The sequence below is a fragment of the Ruegeria sp. CDSC021 genome (assembly GCF_059610845.1).
In genome coordinates this window covers 176,482-198,843 of sequence record NZ_JBXWOK010000006.1, presented here as the reverse complement: position 1 = coordinate 198,843, position 22,362 = coordinate 176,482, and the positions used below count along the sequence as shown (strand labels likewise).

Annotated in this window: 28 protein-coding genes; 10 read left to right on the top strand and 18 right to left on the bottom strand. The window is 56.4% G+C overall.

Annotated elements, in window-relative coordinates:
- Positions 1-96: 96 nt before the first annotated feature.
- Together AC2FGB_RS11915 and AC2FGB_RS11910 are read right to left on the bottom strand one after the other, a co-directional pair.
- Positions 97-1,119: a hypothetical protein gene (locus AC2FGB_RS11915; RefSeq protein ID WP_271951478.1), complete on the bottom strand. Its 1,023-nt coding sequence runs from the start codon at positions 1,117-1,119 to the stop codon at positions 97-99.
- 94 nt (positions 1,120-1,213) lie between these two features.
- On the bottom strand, positions 1,214-2,830 hold the full coding sequence (locus AC2FGB_RS11910) for a phosphate ABC transporter substrate-binding/OmpA family protein (protein WP_496694520.1): 1,617 nt from the start codon (positions 2,828-2,830) through the stop codon (positions 1,214-1,216).
- 900 nt (positions 2,831-3,730) lie between these two features.
- Between AC2FGB_RS11910 and AC2FGB_RS11905 the strand changes: the two genes are divergently transcribed.
- From AC2FGB_RS11905 to AC2FGB_RS11890, 4 genes are all read left to right on the top strand, one after another.
- Positions 3,731-4,180, top strand: coding sequence for a hypothetical protein (locus AC2FGB_RS11905; RefSeq protein WP_142639122.1), 450 nt, complete (start codon positions 3,731-3,733; stop codon positions 4,178-4,180).
- A gap of 3 nt (positions 4,181-4,183) precedes the next feature.
- Complete coding sequence (locus tag AC2FGB_RS11900; RefSeq protein ID WP_496690345.1) at positions 4,184-4,402, top strand: helix-turn-helix transcriptional regulator; 219 nt, start codon at positions 4,184-4,186, stop codon at positions 4,400-4,402.
- Positions 4,403-4,439: 37 nt separating this feature from the next.
- Positions 4,440-5,063, top strand: a complete 624-nt coding sequence (locus AC2FGB_RS11895) for a class I SAM-dependent methyltransferase (protein ID WP_496678718.1) — start codon at positions 4,440-4,442, stop codon at positions 5,061-5,063.
- 72 nt (positions 5,064-5,135) lie between these two features.
- Positions 5,136-5,759, top strand: coding sequence for a putative glycolipid-binding domain-containing protein (locus tag AC2FGB_RS11890; RefSeq protein WP_496694519.1), 624 nt, complete (start codon positions 5,136-5,138; stop codon positions 5,757-5,759).
- Between the two features lie 98 nt (positions 5,760-5,857).
- On the opposite strand, the gene AC2FGB_RS11885 is transcribed toward AC2FGB_RS11890, so the two are convergent.
- A complete protein-coding gene (locus AC2FGB_RS11885) occupies positions 5,858-6,667 on the bottom strand; it encodes a division plane positioning ATPase MipZ (RefSeq protein ID WP_142639130.1) in 810 nt (269 codons plus the stop codon).
- Between the two features lie 211 nt (positions 6,668-6,878).
- On the opposite strand from AC2FGB_RS11885, the gene AC2FGB_RS11880 reads away from it, so the two are divergent.
- Together AC2FGB_RS11880 and AC2FGB_RS11875 are read left to right on the top strand one after the other, a co-directional pair.
- Positions 6,879-7,766 carry an AEC family transporter gene (locus AC2FGB_RS11880; RefSeq protein WP_142639132.1) on the top strand — a complete coding sequence of 296 codons (888 nt, stop codon included), beginning with the start codon at positions 6,879-6,881 and terminating at the stop codon, positions 7,764-7,766.
- Positions 7,767-7,845: 79 nt separating this feature from the next.
- On the top strand, positions 7,846-9,432 hold the full coding sequence (locus AC2FGB_RS11875; protein ID WP_271951466.1) for an MFS transporter: 1,587 nt from the start codon (positions 7,846-7,848) through the stop codon (positions 9,430-9,432).
- Between the two features lie 106 nt (positions 9,433-9,538).
- Here AC2FGB_RS11875 and rpmE read toward each other — a convergent pair whose 3' ends face one another.
- On the bottom strand, positions 9,539-9,760 hold the full coding sequence (rpmE, locus tag AC2FGB_RS11870) for a 50S ribosomal protein L31 (protein ID WP_142639136.1): 222 nt from the start codon (positions 9,758-9,760) through the stop codon (positions 9,539-9,541).
- A gap of 11 nt (positions 9,761-9,771) precedes the next feature.
- Positions 9,772-10,155 carry a 50S ribosomal protein L19 gene (rplS, locus tag AC2FGB_RS11865; RefSeq protein WP_142639138.1) on the bottom strand — a complete coding sequence of 128 codons (384 nt, stop codon included), beginning with the start codon at positions 10,153-10,155 and terminating at the stop codon, positions 9,772-9,774.
- Positions 10,156-10,536: 381 nt separating this feature from the next.
- Between rplS and AC2FGB_RS11860 the strand changes: the two genes are divergently transcribed.
- On the top strand, positions 10,537-11,340 hold the full coding sequence (locus AC2FGB_RS11860) for a glycoside hydrolase family 25 protein (RefSeq protein ID WP_496694518.1): 804 nt from the start codon (positions 10,537-10,539) through the stop codon (positions 11,338-11,340).
- Between the two features lie 132 nt (positions 11,341-11,472).
- On the opposite strand, the gene trmD is transcribed toward AC2FGB_RS11860, so the two are convergent.
- From trmD to AC2FGB_RS11805, 11 genes are all read right to left on the bottom strand, one after another.
- Entirely contained in the window at positions 11,473-12,282 is an 810-nt protein-coding gene (gene trmD / locus AC2FGB_RS11855) for a tRNA (guanosine(37)-N1)-methyltransferase TrmD (protein WP_271951461.1), read from the bottom strand.
- Positions 12,279-13,094: a hypothetical protein gene (locus tag AC2FGB_RS11850; protein WP_281995860.1), complete on the bottom strand. Its 816-nt coding sequence runs from the start codon at positions 13,092-13,094 to the stop codon at positions 12,279-12,281. The genes trmD and AC2FGB_RS11850 overlap by 4 nt, the downstream gene beginning before the upstream one ends.
- Positions 13,094-13,597 (bottom strand): ribosome maturation factor RimM, encoded by a 504-nt coding sequence (gene rimM, locus AC2FGB_RS11845; protein ID WP_281973529.1) that lies wholly within the window; start codon positions 13,595-13,597, stop codon positions 13,094-13,096. Before rimM ends, AC2FGB_RS11850 begins: the two co-directional genes overlap by 1 nt.
- On the bottom strand, positions 13,590-13,739 hold the full coding sequence (locus AC2FGB_RS11840) for a hypothetical protein (RefSeq protein ID WP_185956731.1): 150 nt from the start codon (positions 13,737-13,739) through the stop codon (positions 13,590-13,592). Before AC2FGB_RS11840 ends, rimM begins: the two co-directional genes overlap by 8 nt.
- A 4-nt stretch (positions 13,740-13,743) precedes the next feature.
- Complete coding sequence (bluB, locus tag AC2FGB_RS11835; RefSeq protein WP_271951454.1) at positions 13,744-14,379, bottom strand: 5,6-dimethylbenzimidazole synthase; 636 nt, start codon at positions 14,377-14,379, stop codon at positions 13,744-13,746.
- Positions 14,380-14,391: 12 nt separating this feature from the next.
- Positions 14,392-14,781: a 30S ribosomal protein S16 gene (rpsP, locus tag AC2FGB_RS11830; RefSeq protein ID WP_142639148.1), complete on the bottom strand. Its 390-nt coding sequence runs from the start codon at positions 14,779-14,781 to the stop codon at positions 14,392-14,394.
- A gap of 42 nt (positions 14,782-14,823) precedes the next feature.
- A complete protein-coding gene (locus tag AC2FGB_RS11825; protein WP_142639150.1) occupies positions 14,824-15,120 on the bottom strand; it encodes a chorismate mutase in 297 nt (98 codons plus the stop codon).
- On the bottom strand, positions 15,117-15,668 hold the full coding sequence (locus AC2FGB_RS11820) for a GNAT family N-acetyltransferase (RefSeq protein WP_142639152.1): 552 nt from the start codon (positions 15,666-15,668) through the stop codon (positions 15,117-15,119). The genes AC2FGB_RS11825 and AC2FGB_RS11820 overlap by 4 nt, the downstream gene beginning before the upstream one ends.
- Positions 15,665-16,219 (bottom strand): GNAT family N-acetyltransferase, encoded by a 555-nt coding sequence (locus AC2FGB_RS11815; protein ID WP_496694517.1) that lies wholly within the window; start codon positions 16,217-16,219, stop codon positions 15,665-15,667. Before AC2FGB_RS11815 ends, AC2FGB_RS11820 begins: the two co-directional genes overlap by 4 nt.
- On the bottom strand, positions 16,220-17,716 hold the full coding sequence (gene ffh, locus AC2FGB_RS11810) for a signal recognition particle protein (protein ID WP_142639156.1): 1,497 nt from the start codon (positions 17,714-17,716) through the stop codon (positions 16,220-16,222).
- A gap of 161 nt (positions 17,717-17,877) precedes the next feature.
- A complete protein-coding gene (locus AC2FGB_RS11805; protein WP_281995862.1) occupies positions 17,878-18,396 on the bottom strand; it encodes a hypothetical protein in 519 nt (172 codons plus the stop codon).
- 88 nt (positions 18,397-18,484) lie between these two features.
- On the opposite strand from AC2FGB_RS11805, the gene AC2FGB_RS11800 reads away from it, so the two are divergent.
- Entirely contained in the window at positions 18,485-19,015 is a 531-nt protein-coding gene (locus tag AC2FGB_RS11800; protein WP_496694516.1) for a prolyl-tRNA synthetase associated domain-containing protein, read from the top strand.
- On the opposite strand, the gene AC2FGB_RS11795 is transcribed toward AC2FGB_RS11800, so the two are convergent.
- Both AC2FGB_RS11795 and AC2FGB_RS11790 read right to left on the bottom strand, forming a co-directional pair.
- The gene (locus AC2FGB_RS11795; RefSeq protein WP_496694515.1) at positions 19,016-19,756 is read right to left on the bottom strand and encodes an aspartate/glutamate racemase family protein; all 741 of its coding nucleotides are present in this window, start codon (positions 19,754-19,756) and stop codon (positions 19,016-19,018) included. It abuts the gene before it with no gap.
- Between the two features lie 66 nt (positions 19,757-19,822).
- Positions 19,823-20,404: an FMN-dependent NADH-azoreductase gene (locus AC2FGB_RS11790; RefSeq protein WP_271951444.1), complete on the bottom strand. Its 582-nt coding sequence runs from the start codon at positions 20,402-20,404 to the stop codon at positions 19,823-19,825.
- 117 nt (positions 20,405-20,521) lie between these two features.
- Here AC2FGB_RS11790 and AC2FGB_RS11785 point away from each other — a divergent pair, with 117 nt between their 5' ends.
- Both AC2FGB_RS11785 and AC2FGB_RS11780 read left to right on the top strand, forming a co-directional pair.
- A complete protein-coding gene (locus AC2FGB_RS11785; protein WP_142639300.1) occupies positions 20,522-21,400 on the top strand; it encodes a LysR family transcriptional regulator in 879 nt (292 codons plus the stop codon).
- Entirely contained in the window at positions 21,397-22,311 is a 915-nt protein-coding gene (locus AC2FGB_RS11780) for a DMT family transporter (RefSeq protein ID WP_281973522.1), read from the top strand. Before AC2FGB_RS11785 ends, AC2FGB_RS11780 begins: the two co-directional genes overlap by 4 nt.
- Positions 22,312-22,362 lie beyond the last annotated feature (51 nt).

Below are 22,362 nucleotides of genomic sequence, written 5' to 3'. Positions count from 1 at the left end.
GGAACCGGAACCATTGAACGGTTAAGCTATTTTGCAAAGGTTCACGACGCCTTCAAACATGTGATAATCTCAATCAAACCTTGTTTTAGCTATATGTTAGATCTTGGCTTTCAGATTAGCGGCAATGCAAGACGATCGAATGCCACGAGAGTAGTGGCGGCGCATGTTGTTTACCAACTGCGCGAAGATTTCGACCGAACGATTAGAATTCATGAATGTAGCCTGGTCAATTGACCCCTCAACTGGGGTGCGGATGGACATCAGCGTCTTGTAGCCACCTATGATTTCCAGAGCCTGAACCACGCAATCGTAGTCTACTGTTTCACCTTCGCATGAGTCGCAGTAGCGTTTTACGATGTTCAAGTATTTATCGGTTTCACTGATGCGAGAAATGCTTTCGTTCAAGCGAACCAAATCGACACTTTCAGGCAAGTCCGAGCCCCGGCCCAGCATCACTGTCGTGAACTGGTTGGCTTCGTCGGAAAAATGCTGATTGAGGTTCAACAGTCGTGCCAGTCGTTTGAGACCCAACAACCCCGAAACACGTTTGGGATTGGATTCTTCCACAAAGGCCCGCATCGTGATCGCCTTGTTTTCCCGCGCCATATAAGCTTCGATCCACTTGAGAAAACCGGCTTCGGACAGGCCGTAGTTTTCTGAAGGCATGGAATTGATCAGATCAAAGCGGCCGTTATTCAGTGTATTCCACAATACATACTCGGCGCCTTCAATCTCACCATGAGTTTGCAGTGCTATCGCATTGCTGATTGGCTGACGACCAACCCGATATCCAAAGATGGCCTCGCCGTGTTTTTGTAGGGCAGGATTGCTCAGAGCAAGCAACCAGTTTACGGTTCCCTTATCGGGATCCGGTGCACGAAGAAGCTGGTCTCGTGCCTGATGATTGATCAAGTAATCGGAAAATCCTCCAGGTACAGTATCGCGATCGATCTGACCAAGGATCATTTGCGCCGATGTGTTCCCCTGACTGGCCGCTTCCGACAAACCTTGCAGGCCTACGGCCTCGCTACCATTGAGCCAGCTGTCTACTGCGGATTTGTATGGGTCTTCCTGCGCGACAGCCGCCCCTGACAATTGCAGTAGGAAAACATTGGCCAATACTGCGAGCATTCTCATACGACGTTACTCCATTGAATTATCGTCTTGGTCACTGACCGTTGTATTCCCGTTCCGAAGCTGAGTTGGCGCTTCGCTACTGGGATGTGGTGACAACGTCTCGCAACCAGACTTCCACTCGGCGGTTGATACGGCGACCATTCTCAGTGTCGTTGCAACTTAGCGGCGAGATCTCACCATAACCCAGAGTTCGGATGGTTAACCCGTCCAGGCTGTTGGTAGGCGCTGCTTGTAGCAACGCATTGCTAACTTGTTTGGCACGCTGCTGACTGAGTGACCGGTTGGATCCCCCAGCGCCGACAGAGTCTGTGTATCCGATCAAAAGAAGTTCTTTGTTTGTGGTTTCTTCCTTGGCAAGCAACGAAGCAAGGCGCCTTATGTCGTCCTGTGCCCGCGTATCCAGGCGAGAGGATCCGAATGCAAACCGAAAGGTTATAGAACTACGGTCGGCACCGGACAGCTCAGCGGACATTTCCTGCAACTGTTTCAGGGTAACCTCTGCATCGGTTGGCATTACTGCGCCAAGATAGCGTAGTCCCTGCTCATTGGGGCCTTGCAGGGATTCACCAAGTGACACAAAGCCCGAAGCATCAATTGTCTCTTGCGCCTTTTCGCTTTCGAGGAATTGCATGAAGCGGTTCAACTGTGCTGGCGCAGTTTTGCCGGTATATGCATACAAGCGTCGGCTAAGCGGGTATTCTTCTGTCTTGATGGTGAAAGGTGTCGCTGGAACCTGAATTCCACAAACACCGCGAATTGCAAGAACCTTGGCCTCATCAGCACTTGCGAGGCTGGTAATTCCGATACCAAGCGGATCAGAAGCAACTGCTGCAGCCAATTCCGTGTCTGTTTCGAAAAAGCTTGTATCGCTCGCGTATGTTGCGCCCACGGGGTTCATGATCAGGTCATTGAAAACCAACGCAGTTCCGCTTTCAGGCGCTCGCATGTAAAGCTGGATCGGGGCATCGGGCCCACCAATCTGGCTCCAGTTGGATATGGCTCCGGAAAATATTCGCGCTAGATCCTGTTCGGCGACTGCCCGCAGTTGGTTACTTTGCGATGTAATAACAACTAGACCGTCCAGCGCAAAAATTTTCTCGTTTTCACTCGTGGTGATATCCCCGAGTCCAGCCTGCGATGCGCTCGCCAGCTCGTCGGGTTGAGCAGGGCGTGTGGTCACGGCCAGTGCTGAGTTCCCATCGACCAGTTGTTTGATCCCGTCTGCGGAGTCACCACCCATCAAGGAGACTTCGGCCAAAAACTCGCCTAGCTCGTTACGGAGCAGTAGCTTATCGACACCTTCTTCCTCAGAGCGCAAAGCAGTGCCGCCAATCTCCTCACCGAATTGCGTCGTAAGATCAGCGAATAAGACATCGACCAGGCGAGAAGAACCTGAAATGCCATATTCGACTGGACCTTCGTTCCGACTGGGGCAGGCTTCGCCAATGCATTCAACTTTGAAAGCGTCAACCGTGATTGTACCAACCACCGTTCGGAGTTCGTAATTGGCGCCATCAAAATCTATTAGCTCTCCGGTCAGAGTCATTCCGCCGTCTAAACTGTTCAACTGAACAGTTTCAGCGTTTGCCATGGTCGCGACGGACAACATCAACGCACCAGAGGTAGTTTTCAGGACCCGATTTAACATTTTCCTAACCTCAAACTTCTGATTATTGATTCTCGTTTTACTCAAGGTTGTTTCGCAAAAACTGATACAACCTTCATAATTTCTTAATGACGTAGCGGTACCCGGGAAGTTTAGTCAAGGCTGCAGCGGGGATACATAAAATTGCCTTGCTTCCCCCCACTTATGGACACGTTTGAGGCAGATTCTGACCACAGTTGGCGCTCTTTCTTAGCTTGTATCCGAAGCTGACGCGATTCAACGTCGAATTGAGTCGTGATTTTAGGGGCTCAGGTTTTCCCTGAGATTTCCCAGAACGAACCTCATACCTTTCTTGCCACGCATTCGCAGCCTTTGACCCAGGTGATTCTTAACTATTTCGGGCACTCGAACGGTTCTGTTGGAAAGTTCTGAACCCGGCGAGCGGTTTCAGCAATCGCTCGTGAGTTAGGCCGCGAGCTTGGCGAACTGCCGAAACGGACAGAATCCGGGTGTGAATTGCCCCTTGCGGATTATGTGAGGGACTTCGATATCATCCAAAGTTGCCGCTGCTGAAGCGAAGGGGTTGTGTCGCAAACTTTAAATGACGCGTACGGCACATGTGTGGGTTCAAGCCATTTAGATCAGCTTCAGCCACACTGGATGGCATTGAGGTAGTCAACATGATCCGGAAGAAACAATTCTCTAGTAATACAACCTCTGGCTTTCGGGTGTTTGCTGAGATCGCAGGATAATTGGGTCTAGCATAACGCTGGTTCTAGTCTTCGAAAAGTTGGCGACACAACCTTTGGGCCAGTCGCAAACGCGCAGCACTCCAGTTGGAGTCGTAGATGCCCATCATCGAGCACAAGCTGCAACTACACTTCGATTGTGAGGTATATTATTTTTGACACTGAGTATAATATTTCATACAACGTGTAAGTAATAATCGACTCACTAGAAGTGTTCTGTCCAATAGGGATTTCAGAAATGACCTACCAAGATCGCAATACGGTCGTCTCGATCTTCGTGAACCTCGCCGTTAGTGCATTTGTCGTTTCACGGCTTCTGGATATGAATGCCTCTGGATTGTTTGATGGCCCAGACGCTGTAAACAACTGGGCCCGCATGGTGATCTGGCTGATCCCCCTGGGCGTCGTGGCCACCATCATCGGCACCATACTGTTCAACATTGGGTTTGCGATTGTTACTCACGAACCCAAACCCAGCTTCGTCGTTGATGAACGTGACAAGATGTTCGAGCGCCGTGGCAGCTACGCCATCATTATCTTCGCGGGTGCGGGTTTTATCTCAGCTGTCGTCGCCATGGCTCTCAACGCATCAGCGCTCACTGGCTTCAACATCATCTATTTCGGAATGGCCTTCGGATCCCTGTCAGCAGATATTGTCAAATTTGCTAGCTATCGGCGGGGGTACTGATCCATGGGCAAGCTCAGGATCACCAACAACATTAGACGTCTACGCTTTGACGCAGATGAAATGACGCAAAAAGAACTCGCCGAAAAGGTTGGAGTCACCCGACAAACCATCGTTGCCATTGAAAACGCCAAATATTCACCAACGCTCGAACTGGCGATATTGATTTCTCGTGTATTCGACAAGCCCCTCGAAAAAGTCTTCGACGTCCAAGACGCCAGCTAAATCATCGCGTCTGCTGCACCCTACCAAAGGATTAGATATGTTCATCAAACCCACCCGGTTCTGGAATCTGATGGCGAGATCCTATGCCCGCCGTCCGGTCCAAAACCAAGCCGCCTATGAATACAAACTGGACATAACTGCAAGACACCTGTCCCCCCAAGACCGCGTCCTGGAATTTGGCTGTGGCACAGGTACGACGGCGCTCATTCACGCCCCAAAAGTCGCCCATATCGACGCCATCGACTATTCATCCGAAATGATCTCAATCGCCCGGGAAAAAGCCGACGCGCAGGGCAGCAAGAACATCAACTTTGAAGTCAGCGCGTTCGAGTGCTGGCCTATTCCGGCGAAGGGTCAACAGTATGATGCCGTACTGGCTATGTCGATCCTGCACTTGGTACTGGATCTTGACGCGACACTGGACCGTGTTCGTAGTTCCTTGAAGGAAGGTGGCCTGTTCTTCAGCTCGACGGTCTGCCTGGAAGGTCTCGAGAAGTTCGTCATACCAGCTCTCGGGACCATTGGCCTATTGCCCAAGATCCGCGCCCTGACGCAAGAAATCCTTGTAGAGCGTATGCAAGCTCATGGGTTCGAAATTGAACAAAAGTGGCGTCCCGAAACGGGTTCGACTGCTTTCATCATCGCAAGGAACAGCGGTTAGTTCGTTCGACTTCTGACAACACTGACCCAGCCGTTCATGCACGCCGCCGAGAACGGCTGGAGAGAGCCCTGATTGACCTATGCTGAAACACGCATGAATGTCTGCTATGGGGCAAGCAAAGCAATAGCGATGGTTGAGGCGATGATGCGAAGTACAATGTGGCGACGGATTGATGTCGTGGGCACAGAAGCCTGTTCGGTTAACTGTAACGGAACGTCTCGCGTAATCTCGGGCATGGCTGTCTACGTAGTTGAAAATTCTCCTGTCAGAATAGCTTATTCCGTGACCTGTAATGACGAATGGGAGTGTAGCGCCGCCACCGTACAGCGTTGGATTGGGGCAGATAGGGTTGATCTTGTTTTAGTGAAGCAAGGCGATGGTACATGGACCTCGAATGACAAAGTTGTGGATGCTGTTGATGAATTGCTCGACATCGATCCTGGGTTTACACCGGCCACGAACACGAATGCGATCAAGCGACTCCAGCTAGGGATTGGAGATCAGGCAGAGTTCACTGCTGTTTGGTTGGATGATGAAACCTGGACATTCAAACCGCTGAAGCAACGATATGAGCGGCTGAACGAGAATACCTATAGGTACACTTCGATCAATAGTGGATACGAAGCAAATTTGACTGTCGATGGATTTGGTTTCGTTCGAGTTTACCCTGAGTATTGGAAAGCAGTAATAGCTTAGGCCCAACAAGGGCTCTAAAGCGAAAACGTTGCCAGAAACGGACTTTCGTTTTTCCAGGTGAGCGGCAGTATAGTTCGTCTACCCGTCGTAAAAAGCTTCTAAAAATCGATCTCAACACCCGGCAGGTTCAGCTCTTTCATCATGTCGCGCAATTCCTGACGTGCTGCGATGTTCGAGATGTTCAGCTGTTTGATCCCGATATCCTTGAGGTCCAATAGGGTCAGCCCGCGCGGGAACAGCTCTCGGAAAATAACGCGTTCGGAAAAGCCCGAAGCAACCCGGAAGCCGATGCGCTGCGACAGCATCTCGATCGCGCGCTGCATCTTTTCCTTGTTGACCATGCGCTGGGTGCCGACGCGGTTGCGCACTACGACCCAGTCGATGGGCTTCAGGCCGGCTTGCGCGCGCAGCTGGCGTGCGTTCCAGACCATCTCGGAATAGACCGACGGGCCCAGAATTTTCTCACCCTTTGAATCGATGCGTGCCAGCAGGTCAAAATCGATAAAACTGTCGTTCAGGGGAGTGATCAGCGTATCAGCCAGCGAATGCGCCACCTGGCTGAGACGGGTATGAGAGCCGGGGCAGTCGATCAGGATGAAATCGCTATCGCTTTCCAGCTCGGACACGGCCGCTGAGAGGCGGTGGTCATAGATGTTTTCTCCCGGTTTCAGCGTGCTTGCATCAATCTCGGGCAGGTCATGGTGGCGGGGGCTGGGAAGGGTCAGGTCCGCGCTTTTCAGAAAGCTATTCCGGTTCTCGAAATACCGTCCCAAGCTGCGTTGCCGCAGGTCCAGATCCAGGGTGCTGACCTTGTGACCCAGGCGGGCGAGTGCGGTGGCCACATGCATGGACACAGTCGATTTGCCCGCGCCGCCCTTCTCGTTCCCCACTACGATAATATGTGCCATGCCTGTATTCCCAAGTCTCACCGTGTTTGCGTACACGTTGTTGCAGGCCACTATATGTTGTGGAAAGCGGGAAGGGAAGAACCCGAAACAAGGTAGGGCTGCATAAAAAGCCCCTGTTGCGGAAATCTCAGCCTGCCCTTAGGCCGCTGACTTGCGAAAGCCGGGACTATGTTTCAATCTCCAGGCTTAAGGACTGTGAGAAAGACATGGCTTGGAGCATCTGTTTCTGAACGTACTGAATGTGGTGCTGCCGGTGCTGATCTGTGCCGGGGCTGGGTATGTACTGGCGTTGACCAAAACGCCCTTTGACAACAAGGTCATTGGCGCGATCGTTTCGCGGGTTGGATATCCCACACTGATCATCTCGCATCTGTCGGCCACAAAGATCGCTGTTGGAACGTTTCTGGACGTGATGGCCGCTGCGGTTTTGGCGATTGCCGGGTTTGGTGTTCTGGGATTTGCGGCGCTGAAGGTTATGCGTCTGCCGGCGCGGGCCTTTCTGACGCCTCTGATGCATGGGAATGTGGGCAATATCGGATTGCCAATCACCTTGCTTGCGTTAGGCGATGCGGGGATGGCCTATACGATGGCATTTGTAGTGGTCGTTCTTGTCAGCATCTTCACTGTAGGGATGTGGATACCAGCCAAAGAGTTTTCGCCCAGAAAGCTCGCCACGTCGCCGATCATATATGCGGTGGTCCTATCGCTGGTGCTGATGGCCAGCGGCTATAGCCTGCCTCAGCCTGTTGCGAAGTCATTCGATATCCTGGGTGGGCTTTCCATCCCGCTGATGCTGCTGACATTGGGCCACACATTGGCCAGCCTTCGGGTCAACCGCCTTGGGCGTGCGGTGACGCTGACCGCTTTGCACCTGGTGATGGCAGTTGCAATCGCCAGCGGGTTGGTCTGGGCCTTCGGCTTTACAGGCGCTGAGCGCGGCGCGGTGATCCTGTGCTGTTTGATGCCGTCATCGGTGGCGACCTATTTGTTCATAGACCAGCATGTGCCGGAATACGGCCCCGATGTTGCCGGGTTCATACTGGTTTCGACCCTGACAACGATCATCGCTTTGCCGCTGGCGCTGTCCTACTGGATCTAAGGCTAGGCGGCCTGCACATTCCTGTTAAACTATCGTTGTGACGATCCAAAACCGCCACCCGTATTTAAGGACGTATTTGATGTTAAAAGCGAATTCATCTGATGCTGGCGCACGCGTTGTATTGATCATGACGGCGATTTGCATGGTTGTTGTTGGCTTCAATTCCACGGCGGTCGCGACCATCCTGCCTGATCTCAAAAATGAGTTCGATCTGTCGCCTTCGGGCCTGCAATGGGTCATGGCCATCTATACCGTGGTCAGTGCCACGCTGGTGACGATTATCAGTCGGCTGGGTGATATCACGGGCAAGCTGGGCGTGTTTCTGGTTGGCATGATCGTTTTTGCCATAGGCTCTGCCTCGGCCTTGTTCGCGCAGGACGGGGCGATGATGCTGTTTGGCCGTGGGGCGCAGGGGGCAGGGGCCGCAGCGCTGTTTGGCACGTCGTTGCCCTTGTTGACTGCAGCGACCCCGGAGGAAAAACGCGCCAGCGTTACCGGAGCATGGGGCGCCATCGTCGGACTGTCGATCGGGATCGGCCCTATCCTTGGCGGCGCATTCGCCCATTACATCAGTTGGAGAGCCGTATTCGCCACCGATCTGATCCTGCTGACCACCGCGTTTATCATTGGCTTGACCGTGAGAAAACGGAATTATGTACCGAACACGCGACTGGCCGATGCCCGGTTCGATTATCTCGGCGCTGTGGCTCTTGTGCTGTTTCTGGGGCCGCTATCATTTGCCCTGAGCAATGGGGAAAGTGGCGGATGGCGAGCACCGTTGACTCTGGTGCCGCTGGGTGTCGCCATGCTGGCCTTGGTCGGCTTGGTGCTGGCCTCGCGCCGCAGCGAAGATCCGTTGGTCGAACTGCGCTATTTCCTTCATCCGCGCTATTTCATGGCGGCAGCGGGGATGTTCCTTACCGGCTTTATGCTGTTTGGCTTTTTCGTCTACTTCAACACATTCGTCCAATCGCCTGATACATTCGGATACACGTCTGTCGGGGCTGGGCTTGCGATTATGCCGTTGAGCCTAAGCATGTTCGCGATCTCGGTCATCGCGCCCCGATTTCTTGCGCCCTACAGCTTTCAATGGCCTGTTGTGATCGGGCTGGGCGCAATGGCCGCTGGGTTTTTGTTGCTGACCACGATTACAGTTCCCACTCAATATGCGCAGATCTGGTGGAAGTTGATGATCGTCGGCATTGGTCTTGGTATCTGTTTCTCGCTGCTACCGCGTCTTGGGTTGCGGCTTTTGCCTGATGAGCATGTGGGGCAAGGCTCAGGTGTAATCAATGCCTGCCTCTATTTCGGGGCTACGTTGGGGGCTGTGGTCTGCGGGCTTGCCGAAGCCATCACCTCTCGTCGGGGTCTTACCGAAGTGATCGACGCGTTACCGGCCGGCTCGGCCCCCCGTGAAGATCTGGCTCATGCGCTGACCCACGGAACGCCCAGTCAAATCCAGCAACTGATCGCCGGCATGGATCCGACGTCGGGAAGTGCTCTGTCAAATGCTTTACGCGACCTGCAGGACAACGCTTTTGACAGCGCCATGATGGTGACGGCGATTGCGGCGCTGATCGGCGTGACGCTGGGGTTGATGTTGCTGCGCGGCCCTGTGCCCCCGGTGCACAGCGCGGCGGATCTGACACGCGCGAAGAATTCCTGAGGGATTGATCCTGACGCGTTTCTTGTCAGGGCGGTGTCAGAGGTTTCGGGTAAAACGAAAAAGGCCGCCCAGAAGGGCGGCCTTTCGCATTCGAAACGGGTCAGGCTTAGAAGCCCAGACCTTCGTATTTCTTTTTGAACTTCGACACACGGCCACCGGCGTCCATCAGACGCGCGCCGCCACCGGTCCATGCGGGGTGCACGGAGGGGTCGATTTCCAGAGCCAGCTGATCGCCTTCGGAGCCCCAGGTGGATTTCATCTGAACTATGGTGCCATCGGTCATTTTGACGTCGATGACGTGATAATCGGGATGGATGTCTTTTTTCATCTTTCCGTTCCTTACGCTTCGGCGCCAGCTTTGGGCTTGTAGTTGGTGACCTCTGCGATACGTGCGGATTTACCGCGACGAGTGCGCAGATAATACAGTTTGGCGCGACGAACGCGGCCACGGCGGACAACGGTGATGCTGTCGATATTGGTTGAATACAGCGGGAACACACGCTCCACGCCTTCACCAAAGGAAATCTTACGCACGGTGAACGCACCGGCGATGGTGTTGCCACCTTTACGGGCGATGCAGACGCCTTCGTAGTTCTGAACACGGGTGCGCGACCCTTCGGTCACTTTAAAGCCGACACGAATGGTGTCACCGGCTTTGAAATCAGGGATGTCTTTCCCCAGGGCGGCAATCTGTTCCGCCTCAAGCTGTGCGATCAGGTCCATCGCAGGTTCTCCTATCTGCTCGTGGTTGGTCCACGAAGTTTGGGCACGGCCTGAGAGCTCTTGGTCTTCACCGGGTCCTGCGTACAGCCCGCCAGAGGTCAGATCGAATGTTCACTTGGTCTCTGGCCTGCCCGCCGCGCCGTGGCTGAAGAAAGCCGGGCGTCACGACATGATGCAAACCAAAACACCGGAGTCGCGAAGTTGCGGCACCGGATTGCGGTCATTTACGGGCATCGGGGGCAGGGATCAAGCCTAAATCGCCATGCAAGGCGGGGAAAACGGTGGGTTTCCGCCGCACGCAAACAGAACCATTGCCTTGCGGGGCTGATTAGGCAAACTGGACGTAATTATAAGAGCAGTCATTTGATACAGGATTAGATCATGCGCACCGCATTGATGCTCGCCGTCATGGCCTTTGCGACCCTGTCCTGCGGTCGCAGCAGCCCGACGCCGCAACTGGTCGAGGCCCAGTCGTTTCCAGATGCTACGCCGCCCTCTGTGATCTTCCCAGCCTTTGCAGATGCAGACCCCCACGAATGGGAAGGGAGACATCCGGGGCATTACCCGGTGCACGGGCTGGACGTATCGCGCTGGCAAGGAGCGATAGACTGGCGCACCGCCAAGCAGTCCGGCGTTAGTTTCGTCTTTATCAAAGCGACCGAAGGGGGCGATGTCGCCGACCCCATGTTTGCCAGCCATCGGCAAGGTGCGCAGGCTGCGGGCGTGCCGTGGGGGGCATATCATTACTACTATTTCTGCCGGTCGGCGCGGGAACAGGCCCGCTGGTTCATCCAGAACGTACCCAAGGGATCGGATCTGCCACATGTGCTGGACATGGAGTGGACCCCGCATTCTAAGACCTGCACCTTGCGCCCCGATGGTGCGACGGTCCGGGCCGAGGCTCAACAGTTCCTGGATATCCTCGAACGCCACTATGGGCGCCGTCCGATCGTCTATACGACGGTGGATTTCTATGGTGATACGAATATCGGGCGGCTGCCCAAGACTGAGTTCTGGTTGCGTTCGGTCGCCGGTCATCCGCGAAATGTGTATCCCAAAGCGGTGTGGCGGCTCTGGCAATACACCGGCACCGGGCTGGTGCCCGGTGTTCAGGGGAGGGTTGATATCAATGTCTTCAACGGGCCACCGGAAATCTGGGCGCGCTGGAAATCTGGTAGCCCTTAGACTTTGGGCACCCCATAGGTTTCGATGGTGTCGCCCACGACGAAGTGATCAAGCCTGCATTCGCGCTTTTCCCCCCGAATAATTCTGCAACCGGGACCGCTCAGCTGCGGGGCTCATGTCACACGGGGGATGTCAGTCAGACGTCTCTTCCCGTTCACTCAGATAGGCCTCCCACAGATCGGGTCGCCGTTCGCGGGTGATCTGTTCGGACATATCGTGACGCCATTCGGCGATGCGACCATGATGGCCTGACATCAAAATCTCGGGGATTGGGCGGCCTTTCCATTCGGCCGGGCGGGTGTACTGGGGGTGCTCCAGCAGGCCCGACGAAAAACTCTCTTCTTCGGCCGAGGCCTGATTGCCCAGAACGCCGGGGATCAGACGCACCGTGGCGTCGATCAGCGCTTGCGCGGCAATCTCGCCTCCGGTCATCACGAAATCCCCCAGCGAGACCTCTTGGACGCCGTAATGCTCCAGCACCCGCTCATCAACACCTTCAAACCGCCCACATAGCAGGGTCATGCCATCACAGCGCGCGAGGTTCTGCATCATGCGCTGGTCCATGCGGCGACCGCGCGGGCTAAGGTAGATCAGAGGCCAGTTTCCTTGCGCCTCGGTCATCGTGTGCTCGATTGCTTCGCCCAATACATCAGAGCGCAACACCATCCCCGCTCCGCCGCCGGCCGGGGTGTCGTCCACATTGCGATGCTTGCCGACACCGAACTGACGCAGGTCAACGGTTTCCAGCTGCCACAACCCTTCTTGCAGGGCTTTTCCAGTCAGGCTTTCGCCAAGAACTCCGGGAAAGGCCGACGGAAACAAGGTGATGATCTTGGCCTTCCACACCCCATGCAAATCGGGCGTGGGCGTAAGCAGTTCGCGCGGTTTCAGCGTAGGACGGATCGCCTTGCGACCATGAGATTTCGGGGACGTATCAGTCATGATGTACCAATCAGGTCTGTCTGCGCGCGTTCAATCACGGCAGTCTTTTGCGCAACCAGAGCCGCTTCTTCCAGGCGCGAACGGTTCAGTTCCAGCAACTCGGACAGGACGTCTTCGGGGAGCCGGGTATTGACCTGAGTCGGAGGCACCAGAAGGTTGGCCTTTTCACGCGACAGGTCCATAAATTCGGCAAAGGGGTCGCCAGGTCCAAGCCGTCGCAGTTGCAAATCTTCCAGCCATTCAGTCGTAACAGAGACGGAAGGCAGCTTTTCCTTGATGCGGCTGACGGTGTCTTGCAGCGGGGGCAGGTGGTCCAGGTTGTCGCGAAAGGTTTCAAAGTCAAAAACCTGTCGCATCCGTTCCAGATCATGTGCCCACAGGCTGCGCAACCAGCCTCCGCGCTGGCGCAGAGACAGGTATATCGTGATCTCAACCTCTTGCCCTGAAAATCGCTGGCGAATTGAATCCACCAGACAGGCAGCCAGATCGGGGGCCGCAGCATAGCCTTGGTCGATATTGCGGCTGGGCCTGAGGCCGGCGAAGTTTTCTTCGCTCAGGATCAGTCCCCGCTTGTCGCCGAAATCCAGGCTGTCCAGAAATTCGCGCAGCTGACTGCCAAACTCGGAGAGGGTTCCCACTGTTCCATAGACGGAATGGTTGGTGGCCGCGCGGGACAGGCCGGAATTGCGGGTGCGATACGGTAGGACCAGCGCAAAATGCGGCCAAATCAGCTCGCGATTTTCATAGAGGAAGGATTGCGCTGCTGTTGTGCCAGTTTTGTGCAGGCCCAGATGCAGCAGGACCCGACGCATCAGATCAGCCCTTCGGGCGGGTCGGCGACGATGCGGCCCTGTTCCAGATCAACTGTAGGAACCGACTCGAGTGTGAACGGTAGCAAAACAGTGGAATTCAGGCCCGGCCCGTGCAATTCCAACAGGTCCGCCGCACCGTGGTTCTGGACAGATTTAACCTGACCCAGCAACGCGCCCCCTGTGTCATAGACCGCAAGTCCGATTAGATCTGTGTGGTAGAACTCGTCATCAGGTAGCGAAGGCAACTGATCGCGCCGCGCAAACAGGCGCAGCCCCTTCAGGTCATCTGCCTGTTCCTTGGTTTCAACTCCGCCCAATCTGGCGGCAAAGCCATTCTTGATCGGACGAGTCAGGACCAGCGGATAGCGTTTCGCGCCCTGTTCATCCGTCAGCGGCGAATAGGCTTCGATATCCTCAGGGATCGCGCAATAGCTTTTCAGGCGCACTTCGCCGCGCACCCCGTATGAGCCCGCAACACTTCCTACGCAGATCAGGTCATTCATTTGGTCCATCCACCGTCACACATAGCCCGTCTTGCCATAACCCGCGTGCCTCACACGCTTCGCGCTGGTTCGAGCGTTCGAAAAACACGCCCACAATAAAGGCGATCATCAACAGGATAGGAAGCCGTAATAGTCCGAACATACGTCTATCGTACCTCCACAAGCAGGTTGTCGTCGCGGAATTCCCAGCCAGATTGCTGCAACTCGGGGGTTTCCGAGTGCTCTTCGGGCCATCCGACACAGAAGTAACCGATCAACCGCCAGCTATCCGACACATTCAGATCACGCGCCATTCGTTCGGGGTCCAGAATAGACACCCATCCCAACCCCATCCCTTCGGTCCGCAAGGCAAGCCAGAACAGGGTGACTGCCGAGACCACGGAATAGCGCCGCATCTCGGGCATCGAACCTGCACCCAAACCGCGCCCCTTGTCGGTGGAATCGTCGCAGAACACGGCCAGCTGCACCGGTGCTTCCTGCATTCCCGTCAGTTTCAGCTGACTGTAGAGCCGCGCATTGTCGCCCGAGTATCCCTTTAGGGCCTGGGCATTCGCCGCCTGAAAGTTCTTAAGCGCAGCCTCACGCGCGGCGGTACTTTCGACTCGGACCACACGCCAAGGCTCGCTGAGCCCAACAGACGGCGCCAGTCGAAATGCGTCGAGGCAGCGCGTCAGCACTGCCTCGTCCACAGCATCGTCGCGAAACCGGCGCACATCGCGCCGGAGCCGCAACAACAGATCGAACTGCGCGCGAAAATCGTCGGTAAAGGTCTGATCCCGCACGCGCCGCCCTGCTTACTCTTCTGCTGCTGCTTCTTCAGCAGGCGCAGCAGCAGCTTCGGCAGCTTCAGCGGCCTTTGCAGCTTTTTCTTCCGCGCGCTCCTGAGCTTTCTTGCCCGGGGTACCCTTGTTGGGGTTGCTACGCTCGGCTTTTTCCTTGGCGCCGGCTGCTTCCAGCATGCGGGCGATCCGGTCGGTGGGCTGGGCGCCCTGGTCCAGCCAGTACTGGATGCGCTCCATGTCCATTTTAACGCGCTCTTCGTTGTCTTTCGGCAGCAGCGGGTTGTAGGTGCCCAGCTTTTCGATGAAACGGCCGTCGCGCGGCATGCGGCTGTCGGCAGCCACGATGCGGTAGAAGGGACGCTTTTTCGAGCCGCCGCGGGCGAGACGAATTTTCATTGCCATGGTGGTATCTCCTTTAGATGGCGTGTGCCGGGAACGGCCCGGTCAATTCTGGTGTTTCTTATGGTGTCGGATGACTTCCTGAATGATGAAATTCAGAAAAGCCTTGGCGAAATCGGGGTCAAGATCGGCCTCTTTCGCCAGGTCTTCTAACCGTGCGATCTGCGCAGCTTCGCGCGTTGGATCGGACGGGGGAAGGTCGTGTGCCGCTTTCAGTTTGCCAACGGCTTGTGTGTGCTTGAACCGCTCGCCCAGTGTGTAAACCAGAATCGCGTCCAAGCGATCGATGCTTTCGCGGTGGTCCTTGAGCAACGCGGCAGCCTGAGTCACGGGATTGGTCATTGGCCGGTCCTTTCGGTGGTCAAAGCAGGTTCGGATAAATCGAGCGTGGGATGGCGCCAGACCTGGCAGGGCTTGCCCATCACTTCGCCTTCGCGCTCGAAGCTGGCCCCCATACGCTCGGCCAAGGCACGAGAGCGCGTGTTTTCATGCGCGATATAGCTGATGACGCCATTCAAACCCTGTTGGCGCGCAGCATAGTCGCGAGCTGCAAGGGCTGCCTCGAAAGCCAGACCTTTGCCTTCCGCCCCGTCCATCAGGGTCCAGCCGAGTTCGGGTTCGTCCCAGCCAGGTACATCAATGATGCCAACCGCGCCAACAAAGCGACCGCTGGAATTCTCGGTCAGATGCCAAAGGCCGTAGCCTTTCAGCGCCCAGTGACCCAGACGCGTTGCCAGAGAGCTCCAGCTGCCCACCTGATCCCGCGGACCGCCAACCATATGGCTGCGCTCGGATGCATAGAAGGCAGTCAACTCAGGCAAGTCATCCGCATGCGGGGCCCGCAGAACAAGGCGTTCAGTTTCGATGATCGGGATGGAGAACGTCGTCATGCGTATGCCTCCACTCCACCGTTCTCAAGGTCTGATGGAGCCGGATGCCGCCAAACCTGCATCTCGCCATAGGCCGGGTGTTTATAGATGCAGTCAAACCGCGCACCCAATCGATCGGCCACGGCTCTGCTCGCCAGATTGTCGGGGTCGATCAGAGAAATAGCAGTATCCCAGCCCAGTACGTCATAGGCATATGTCCGTGCTGCGAGCGCCGCCTCGGTCGCGTATCCTTTGCCTGTTGCGCTGCTCATCAGTGTCCAGCCGATTTCCGGCTCAGGCCAGCTATGCGGAAACCACAGCCCTACATGGCCGATGTATTTGCCGGCGCCTTTTTCCTCTACCGCCCAATACCCATAGCCGCGAAGGGTCCAGTGACCCAGCAGTAGGGCAAGTGTCCGCCATGTCTCATCCGCACGTTTGGGACCGCCGACGAATTTCGATGCGTCGCTGGCAAAGAATGCTTCCAGCGCGCTGAAATCGTCCTCGCACGGGGCGCGCAGGATCAGGCGTTCGGTTTCAAGCCGGGGGATATGAGGTGCAGCGGCGGTCATTTACTTCTTTTTGCCAAATCCGCTGAGGCCCGGAGGCAGGGCCATGCCTCCGCCCATTCCGGGCATCTTGCCACCCATCGCTTTGGCCGCCTGCTCCAGCGCCTTGGGGTCCATGCCTGCCGCCATGTCTTCTGGCGAGGGGCCGCCTTTGCCAAACATGCCCTTCATGGCCTGTTTCAGCATCTTGCCTTTGCCCATCTTGCCCATCTTCTTCATCATGTCCGACATCTGCCGGTGCATCTTGAGCAGCTTGTTGAGGTCGCTGACCTCCATACCCGAACCCGCCGCGATACGTTTCTTGCGGCTGGCTTGCAGCAGTTGCGGGTTGGCGCGTTCACGCTTGGTCATGGATTGGATCAAGGCGATCTGGCGCTTGAGCACCTTATCATCCATGCCCGATTCTTCGACCTGTTTGGCCATCTTGCCCATGCCGGGCATCATGCCCATCATGCCTTGCATGCCGCCCATCTGGATCATCTGTTCCAGCTGCATCTTCAGGTCGTTCATGTTGAACTGACCTTTGACCATGCGCTTCATCATGCGCTCGGTCTGTTCGATCTCCATTGTTTCCTGGGCCTTTTCGACCAAGGCAACGATGTCGCCCATTCCCAGAATACGTCCTGCAATCCGGTCCGGCTCGAACGTCTCAAGCGCGTCCATCTTTTCGCCCAAGCCCACAAAGCGGATCGGTTTGCCGGTGACCGCGCGCATCGACAGCGCCGCACCGCCGCGCCCATCGCCATCCATACGGGTCAGAACCACGCCCGAGATACCGACCTTGGCTTCGAATTCCTCGGCGACCTCAACGGCGACCTGACCGGTCAGACCGTCGACGACCAGCAGGGTTTCGCGCGGGTCGACCGCGTTGCGAACCTGCTCGACCTCGTTCATCAGCACTTCGTCGATGTGCAGACGGCCCGCAGTGTCGAGCATATAGACGTCATAACCACCCAGCGTCGCTTGCTGCTTGGCGCGTTTGGCGATGTCGACGGGCTTCTGTCCGGGAACAATCGGCAGCGTATCGACGCCGATCTGTGTGCCCAGAACGGCCAGCTGATCCATCGCCGCCGGGCGATAAACATCCAGCGAGGCCATCAGGACCTTCTTGCCCTCTTTCTCTTTCAGGCGTTTGGCCAGCTTACCGGTGGTTGTCGTCTTACCCGAACCCTGCAAACCGACCATCAGGATCGGGGCAGGCGGGTTGTCGATCTTGAGCGCACCGGGGTCTTGCTCACCGCGCAGCACGTCAACCAGCGTGTCATGCACGATCTTGACGACCTGCTGGCCGGGGGTGATCGACTTGGTCACCGCTTGTCCGGTGGCTTGGTCCTGCACCTTCTTTACGAACTCACGCGCGACCGGCAGCGAGACGTCAGCCTCAAGCAAGGCAACCCGTACTTCGCGCAGGGCGGTCTTGACGTCCTCTTCAGACAGCGCACCCTGTTTGGTCAGCCGGTCAAAGACGCCAGAGAGGCGTTCGGATAGATTTTCAAACATGCCTGCGGCCTCCTTAGCCGGTTATCTGGTGGCGCTTCTCAGATAAGAAACACCGGTTAAATACACAATTGCCCCCACGGGCGAAACTCGCTGGTGGGGGGCGATCCCTGAACGACTCAAGGGACCGGAAGATCAGACGCTTCCGGATGTTGGGCAGGGATTTAAGCTGAACGGCTAGCGGTGTCAACCTTGCGCGCAGGAAGCCAGTTATTGACCGCATCAACCAGCCGATGCGCGCCACGACCGTTCGAGAACGCTTCGACGATGGGATGACGTCCCGCGCTCATCCCCTTGTCCAATATTAGCACAGGGCGATAGAGGGTGGATGACCCCTTGTCGCTTCTAGATATCGTGCTTTCAATCTCCGCATGGGATAGGTTTGAAAGCACATGCTCGACAGTCTCATAGCCAAAAACGGACTGCCTGCGGATCATAATGCGGTCTTCCTTTCGGTCCAGGATGACCTGAACACGACGGACAAATGCGCAGAATGCTCCAAAACCCATTCCACCGCCGAACAGTGCAAAGAAGATGCCGAACAAGATGCCCTCACCGCCTTCGCTGGCCAAGAACAGGCCTGCGCCGACAAATGCCAGAATGAAGAAGACCAGCATGATGCCGATAAACCAAGGGGTATCGGAAAGGATCAACTGGTTAGAGGAATTGCGCGTCACTTTCATGGCGGCACGCTAGCACCCGTTTTGCGGTTTGTCTCGGCTTGAAATCGTACCCGTGTTGGGCGATGAGCGAGGCAGACAGGAGGTTCCCATGGACGCATCATCCGCTTTTCAAGACACATTGCCGCTCAGTTCCGATGGGCTGTTGGCGCAGCTGGGTGCGTGGGGCCTGACCTATAGGCTGCATACCCACATCCCGCTGCGCACGGTTGAGGATGCGAAAGGCGTCGAAGATCAGTTTCTTGTGCCGGGTGAGCGTACCCTGCGCCTCAAGAACCTCTATCTGCGCGATAAGAAAAAGCGGAACTATCTGGTGACGCTGGAACAGAGCCGCGACATCGACCTCAAGGCGCTGGGCGCCGAGCTGGGTGTCGGCAGCCTGTCCTTTGGCTCGGCGGATCGGCTGTTGCAAAACCTCGGCATCCGCCCTGGGGCTGTCAGCCCGCTGGCGATGATCAACGGGGTGCAGAATGATGTACGCTTTTACATGGATGCTGCCGCACAACAGGCCGATGTGATCAACATGCATCCCTTGGTCAACGACCGCACAGTTGCCATATCGCGCGCTGATTTGATGGCCTTCTTCGATCGGATTACATGCGCGGTGAACTGGCTGCCCTGATCAGGGCACTAACGCCTCCTCCAGGGCCGCGGCCACATGTGCAGCGGACGGGTTGATGAACAGATGCCCGTCAGCCTCGAACACAGGGTCGTCCAGATGATCGGGAAAGGCCAGCGGCAGTTCCGTGCAGGCCAGAAGGATTGCGGTTCCGGGTTCGGCATGCCGGTTACAAAAGGCCAGCAGGCGCACACGGGCGCTTTCTGACGCGCCGCCGTAGAAATCACCGTCGATCATCGCTTGCATCTTTGCAATTTCGCTTTCGGGCAGGCGGGCGTTTGCGCTGATGCCAATCTCGCCCAGTTTGTTGGCATAGTGCGTCGCCTGCATCGTTACCGTGGTGCCCAGAACCAGCGCGCGCGTGGCCTCTGTCGAGGCCGTAACCTCGGCGGTTGCATCGAAGATGCTGAGAATGGGCATCGTAACGCCCTGTCGGATTGCATGCAGCCGCGCGTGGGGTGTGTTCGAGGCGATAATCCCAAAGTCACAGCCAGCGGCTTCAAGAGTTAACAAAGCTTCCCGAAATACAGCATCAAATCCGGTCCAACTGGCCTCATCGCCCGCGACGCCGCGTAGGGCGCGGGTTTTAGCCTGGGTCACGGACTCGATGGTCATGGGTGGGATGGGCAGAGGGGATCCATGTCCGCGCTGGGCGAAAAACCGCCCCGCGCCTTCGGCAATCGCCCGGTAATAATCAACGGTCGAGGCCCAGCCCACGCCGCCCAGAATGCCGATCTTTTTCATTGCGTGCGTCCAGTCTGCCCATTTGGTATCCAGGACAGACTGGACGTTTTCTGAGGTGAAGGTCAATCAGGCTGCCAGTTGCGAAACCGCATTTCGTGCATTGCTGAGAGAACCTTCGGCATCCAGCGCCAACTGGTCGGCGGCGACGATTTCGACGTCATGGATACCGATAAAGCCAAGTACATGCTTGGCATAGGTGGTGGCAAAATCGACATCAGACCCGACAGCTGTGCCACCCGACGCCACGGCTAAAACCGCGCGCTTTCCATCCAACAGGCCTTTTGGACCGCTTTCGGAATACGAAAAAGTCACTCCGACGCGGGCAATCAGGTCGATCCAGGCTTTGAACGCCGCGGGCACCGAGAAATTGTAGATCGGCAGGCCTATGACAAGCGTATCGGCCTGCTGCAGTTCAGTTACCAGCTCGTCAGACAGGGATAACTGGTCCTGTTGCATGGCACTGCGCTGATCGGCAGGGGTGAAATTTGCGCTGACCCAGGCTTCGGTCAGCAGCGGTAGAGGTGTGGCAAGGTCACGGCGAATTATGCGGTCAGCGCCCAAGTGATTGACGATGCGTGCCGACAGGTCACGAGTGGTCGAGCCTTCGCGGCGGGCCGATGCGTCGATATGCAGGATAGTTTTAGTCATGGTTCAATTTCCTTTGGTGTGCAGGATGTGTCTTGGCCCGATATGAGCGTTGCGCGAGCGAACAAAACTCTGGTAAGTCAACAGGGTCTGTTAGAATTTGCACAATGGAAAACCGCAGTGGACAACTGGGACGAGGTAAGAACCGCCTATCAGGTGGCGCGTATGGGAACGGTCAGTGGCGCGGCCGAGGTGCTGGGTGTGCATCATGCCACCGTCATTCGCCACATTGATGCAATTGAGGCCCGGCTGGCGGTCAAGCTGTTCCAGCGCCATGCGCGCGGCTATACACCGACCGAAGCCGGAGAGGACCTGTTGCGTGTGGCACAGGCGACTGAGGATCAGTTCAATCAACTGATCGGCCGGATGAAGGGTCGGGGTGATGACGTGTCGGGCGAGTTGGTCGTGACGTCGCTGTCCTCTCTGGCGTCTCTGGTGGTGCCGGTTCTTGCCGAGTTTCAGCGACGGCACCCGGAACTGATCGTCCGGTATCTGACCGGTGATCGGCTGTTTCGTCTGGAATATGGCGAAGCGCACGTGGCGATCCGTGCCGGGTCAGCGCCTGATCAGCCCGACAACGTGGTTCAGTCCTTTATGAAGCAAGAGGTCGGATTATACGCCAGCACCGATTATGTCGCGCTGCACGGCAAGCCTGGCAGTCTCGATGACTTTGCAGATCATTCTTTCATCAGTACCGATGACGAAAACAGCCGAGCGCCGTTTTCCCGCTGGTTGCGCCAGACCGTGCCAGCCGAGCGCATCACCTTCCGTTGTACCAACAACTTCTGTATCCGCGAGGCGGTCCTGTCCGGCGCGGGTATCGGTTTCATGCCACGTTGGTCAGCTGCAGGAGATCCGAATCTGGTCGAAGTGATCGACCCGATGCCGGAGTGGTTTGGTGATCTGTGGCTTGTTACCCATGTGGATCTGCATCGCACGACCAAGGTGCAGGCCTTTCTGACCTATCTGAAAGAGCAATCCAAGAGCTGGGCAAAATGAGTCAACAGGCGCGTGGCCATCTGGCCATGCTGATTTTTTCGGCCCTGGTTGCAGGGAGTTTCTCGCTGGGGTCACTGATCGCCAATCAGATCGCGCCCGAAGCCATTACCGCGGCCCGGTTTGGCATCGCATCCGTGGTGATTGGGGGTGCCGCCCTTATGACCACCGGCCTGCCGCGCAGCGCGGCACAAGCCTCGTGGCGCTATTTGGTTCTGGGCGGAGTATTCGCGGCCTATTTCGTGTTGATGTTCTACGGGTTGAAGACTGCACCGCCTGTCAACGCGGCAGCGGTCTTTACGCTGACTCCGGTTATGGCCGCATTCGCCGGTTGGATCTTGTTGCGCCAGATCACCACACCAAGGATGGCGCTTGCACTGACCCTTGGGGCAGTCGGGGCGCTGTGGGTGATCTTTCGCGCCGATTGGCAAGCCGTGCGCGCGTTCGATATCGGGCAGGGGGAAATCATCTATTTCTGGGGCTGTGTCGCGCATGCTTTGTATACTCCCCTTGTACGCAAGCTGAACCGTGGAGAGCCTGCAGTGGTGTTTACCTTTGGTACGCTTCTGGCGGGATGCCTGATGCTGACGATCTACGGCTGGTCCGAGATCCGTGCCACCGACTGGGCGAACCTGCCAGCGATAGTCTGGGTGGGTTTGATTTATGTTTCGGTCTTTGCAACCGCGGCCAGTTTCGTGCTGGTTCAGTATTCAACGCTGCGCCTGCCATCGGCAAAGGTGATGGCTTATACTTATCTGGTTCCCAGTTGGGTCATTCTGTGGGAAATCTCTCTGGGGCAGCAGGCGGTTGGCCCTGTCGTCTATTTTGGTGCCGGTCTGACGATCCTGGCCCTGGTTTTGCTACTGAAATCCGAGGAGGGCAAACCCGCGCGTCCTTTGCCGCAAGCTGATTGAACTTGTGAAACGACCAAATTGTGTCAGGCTTAGCCCTAGACCAGAATATGA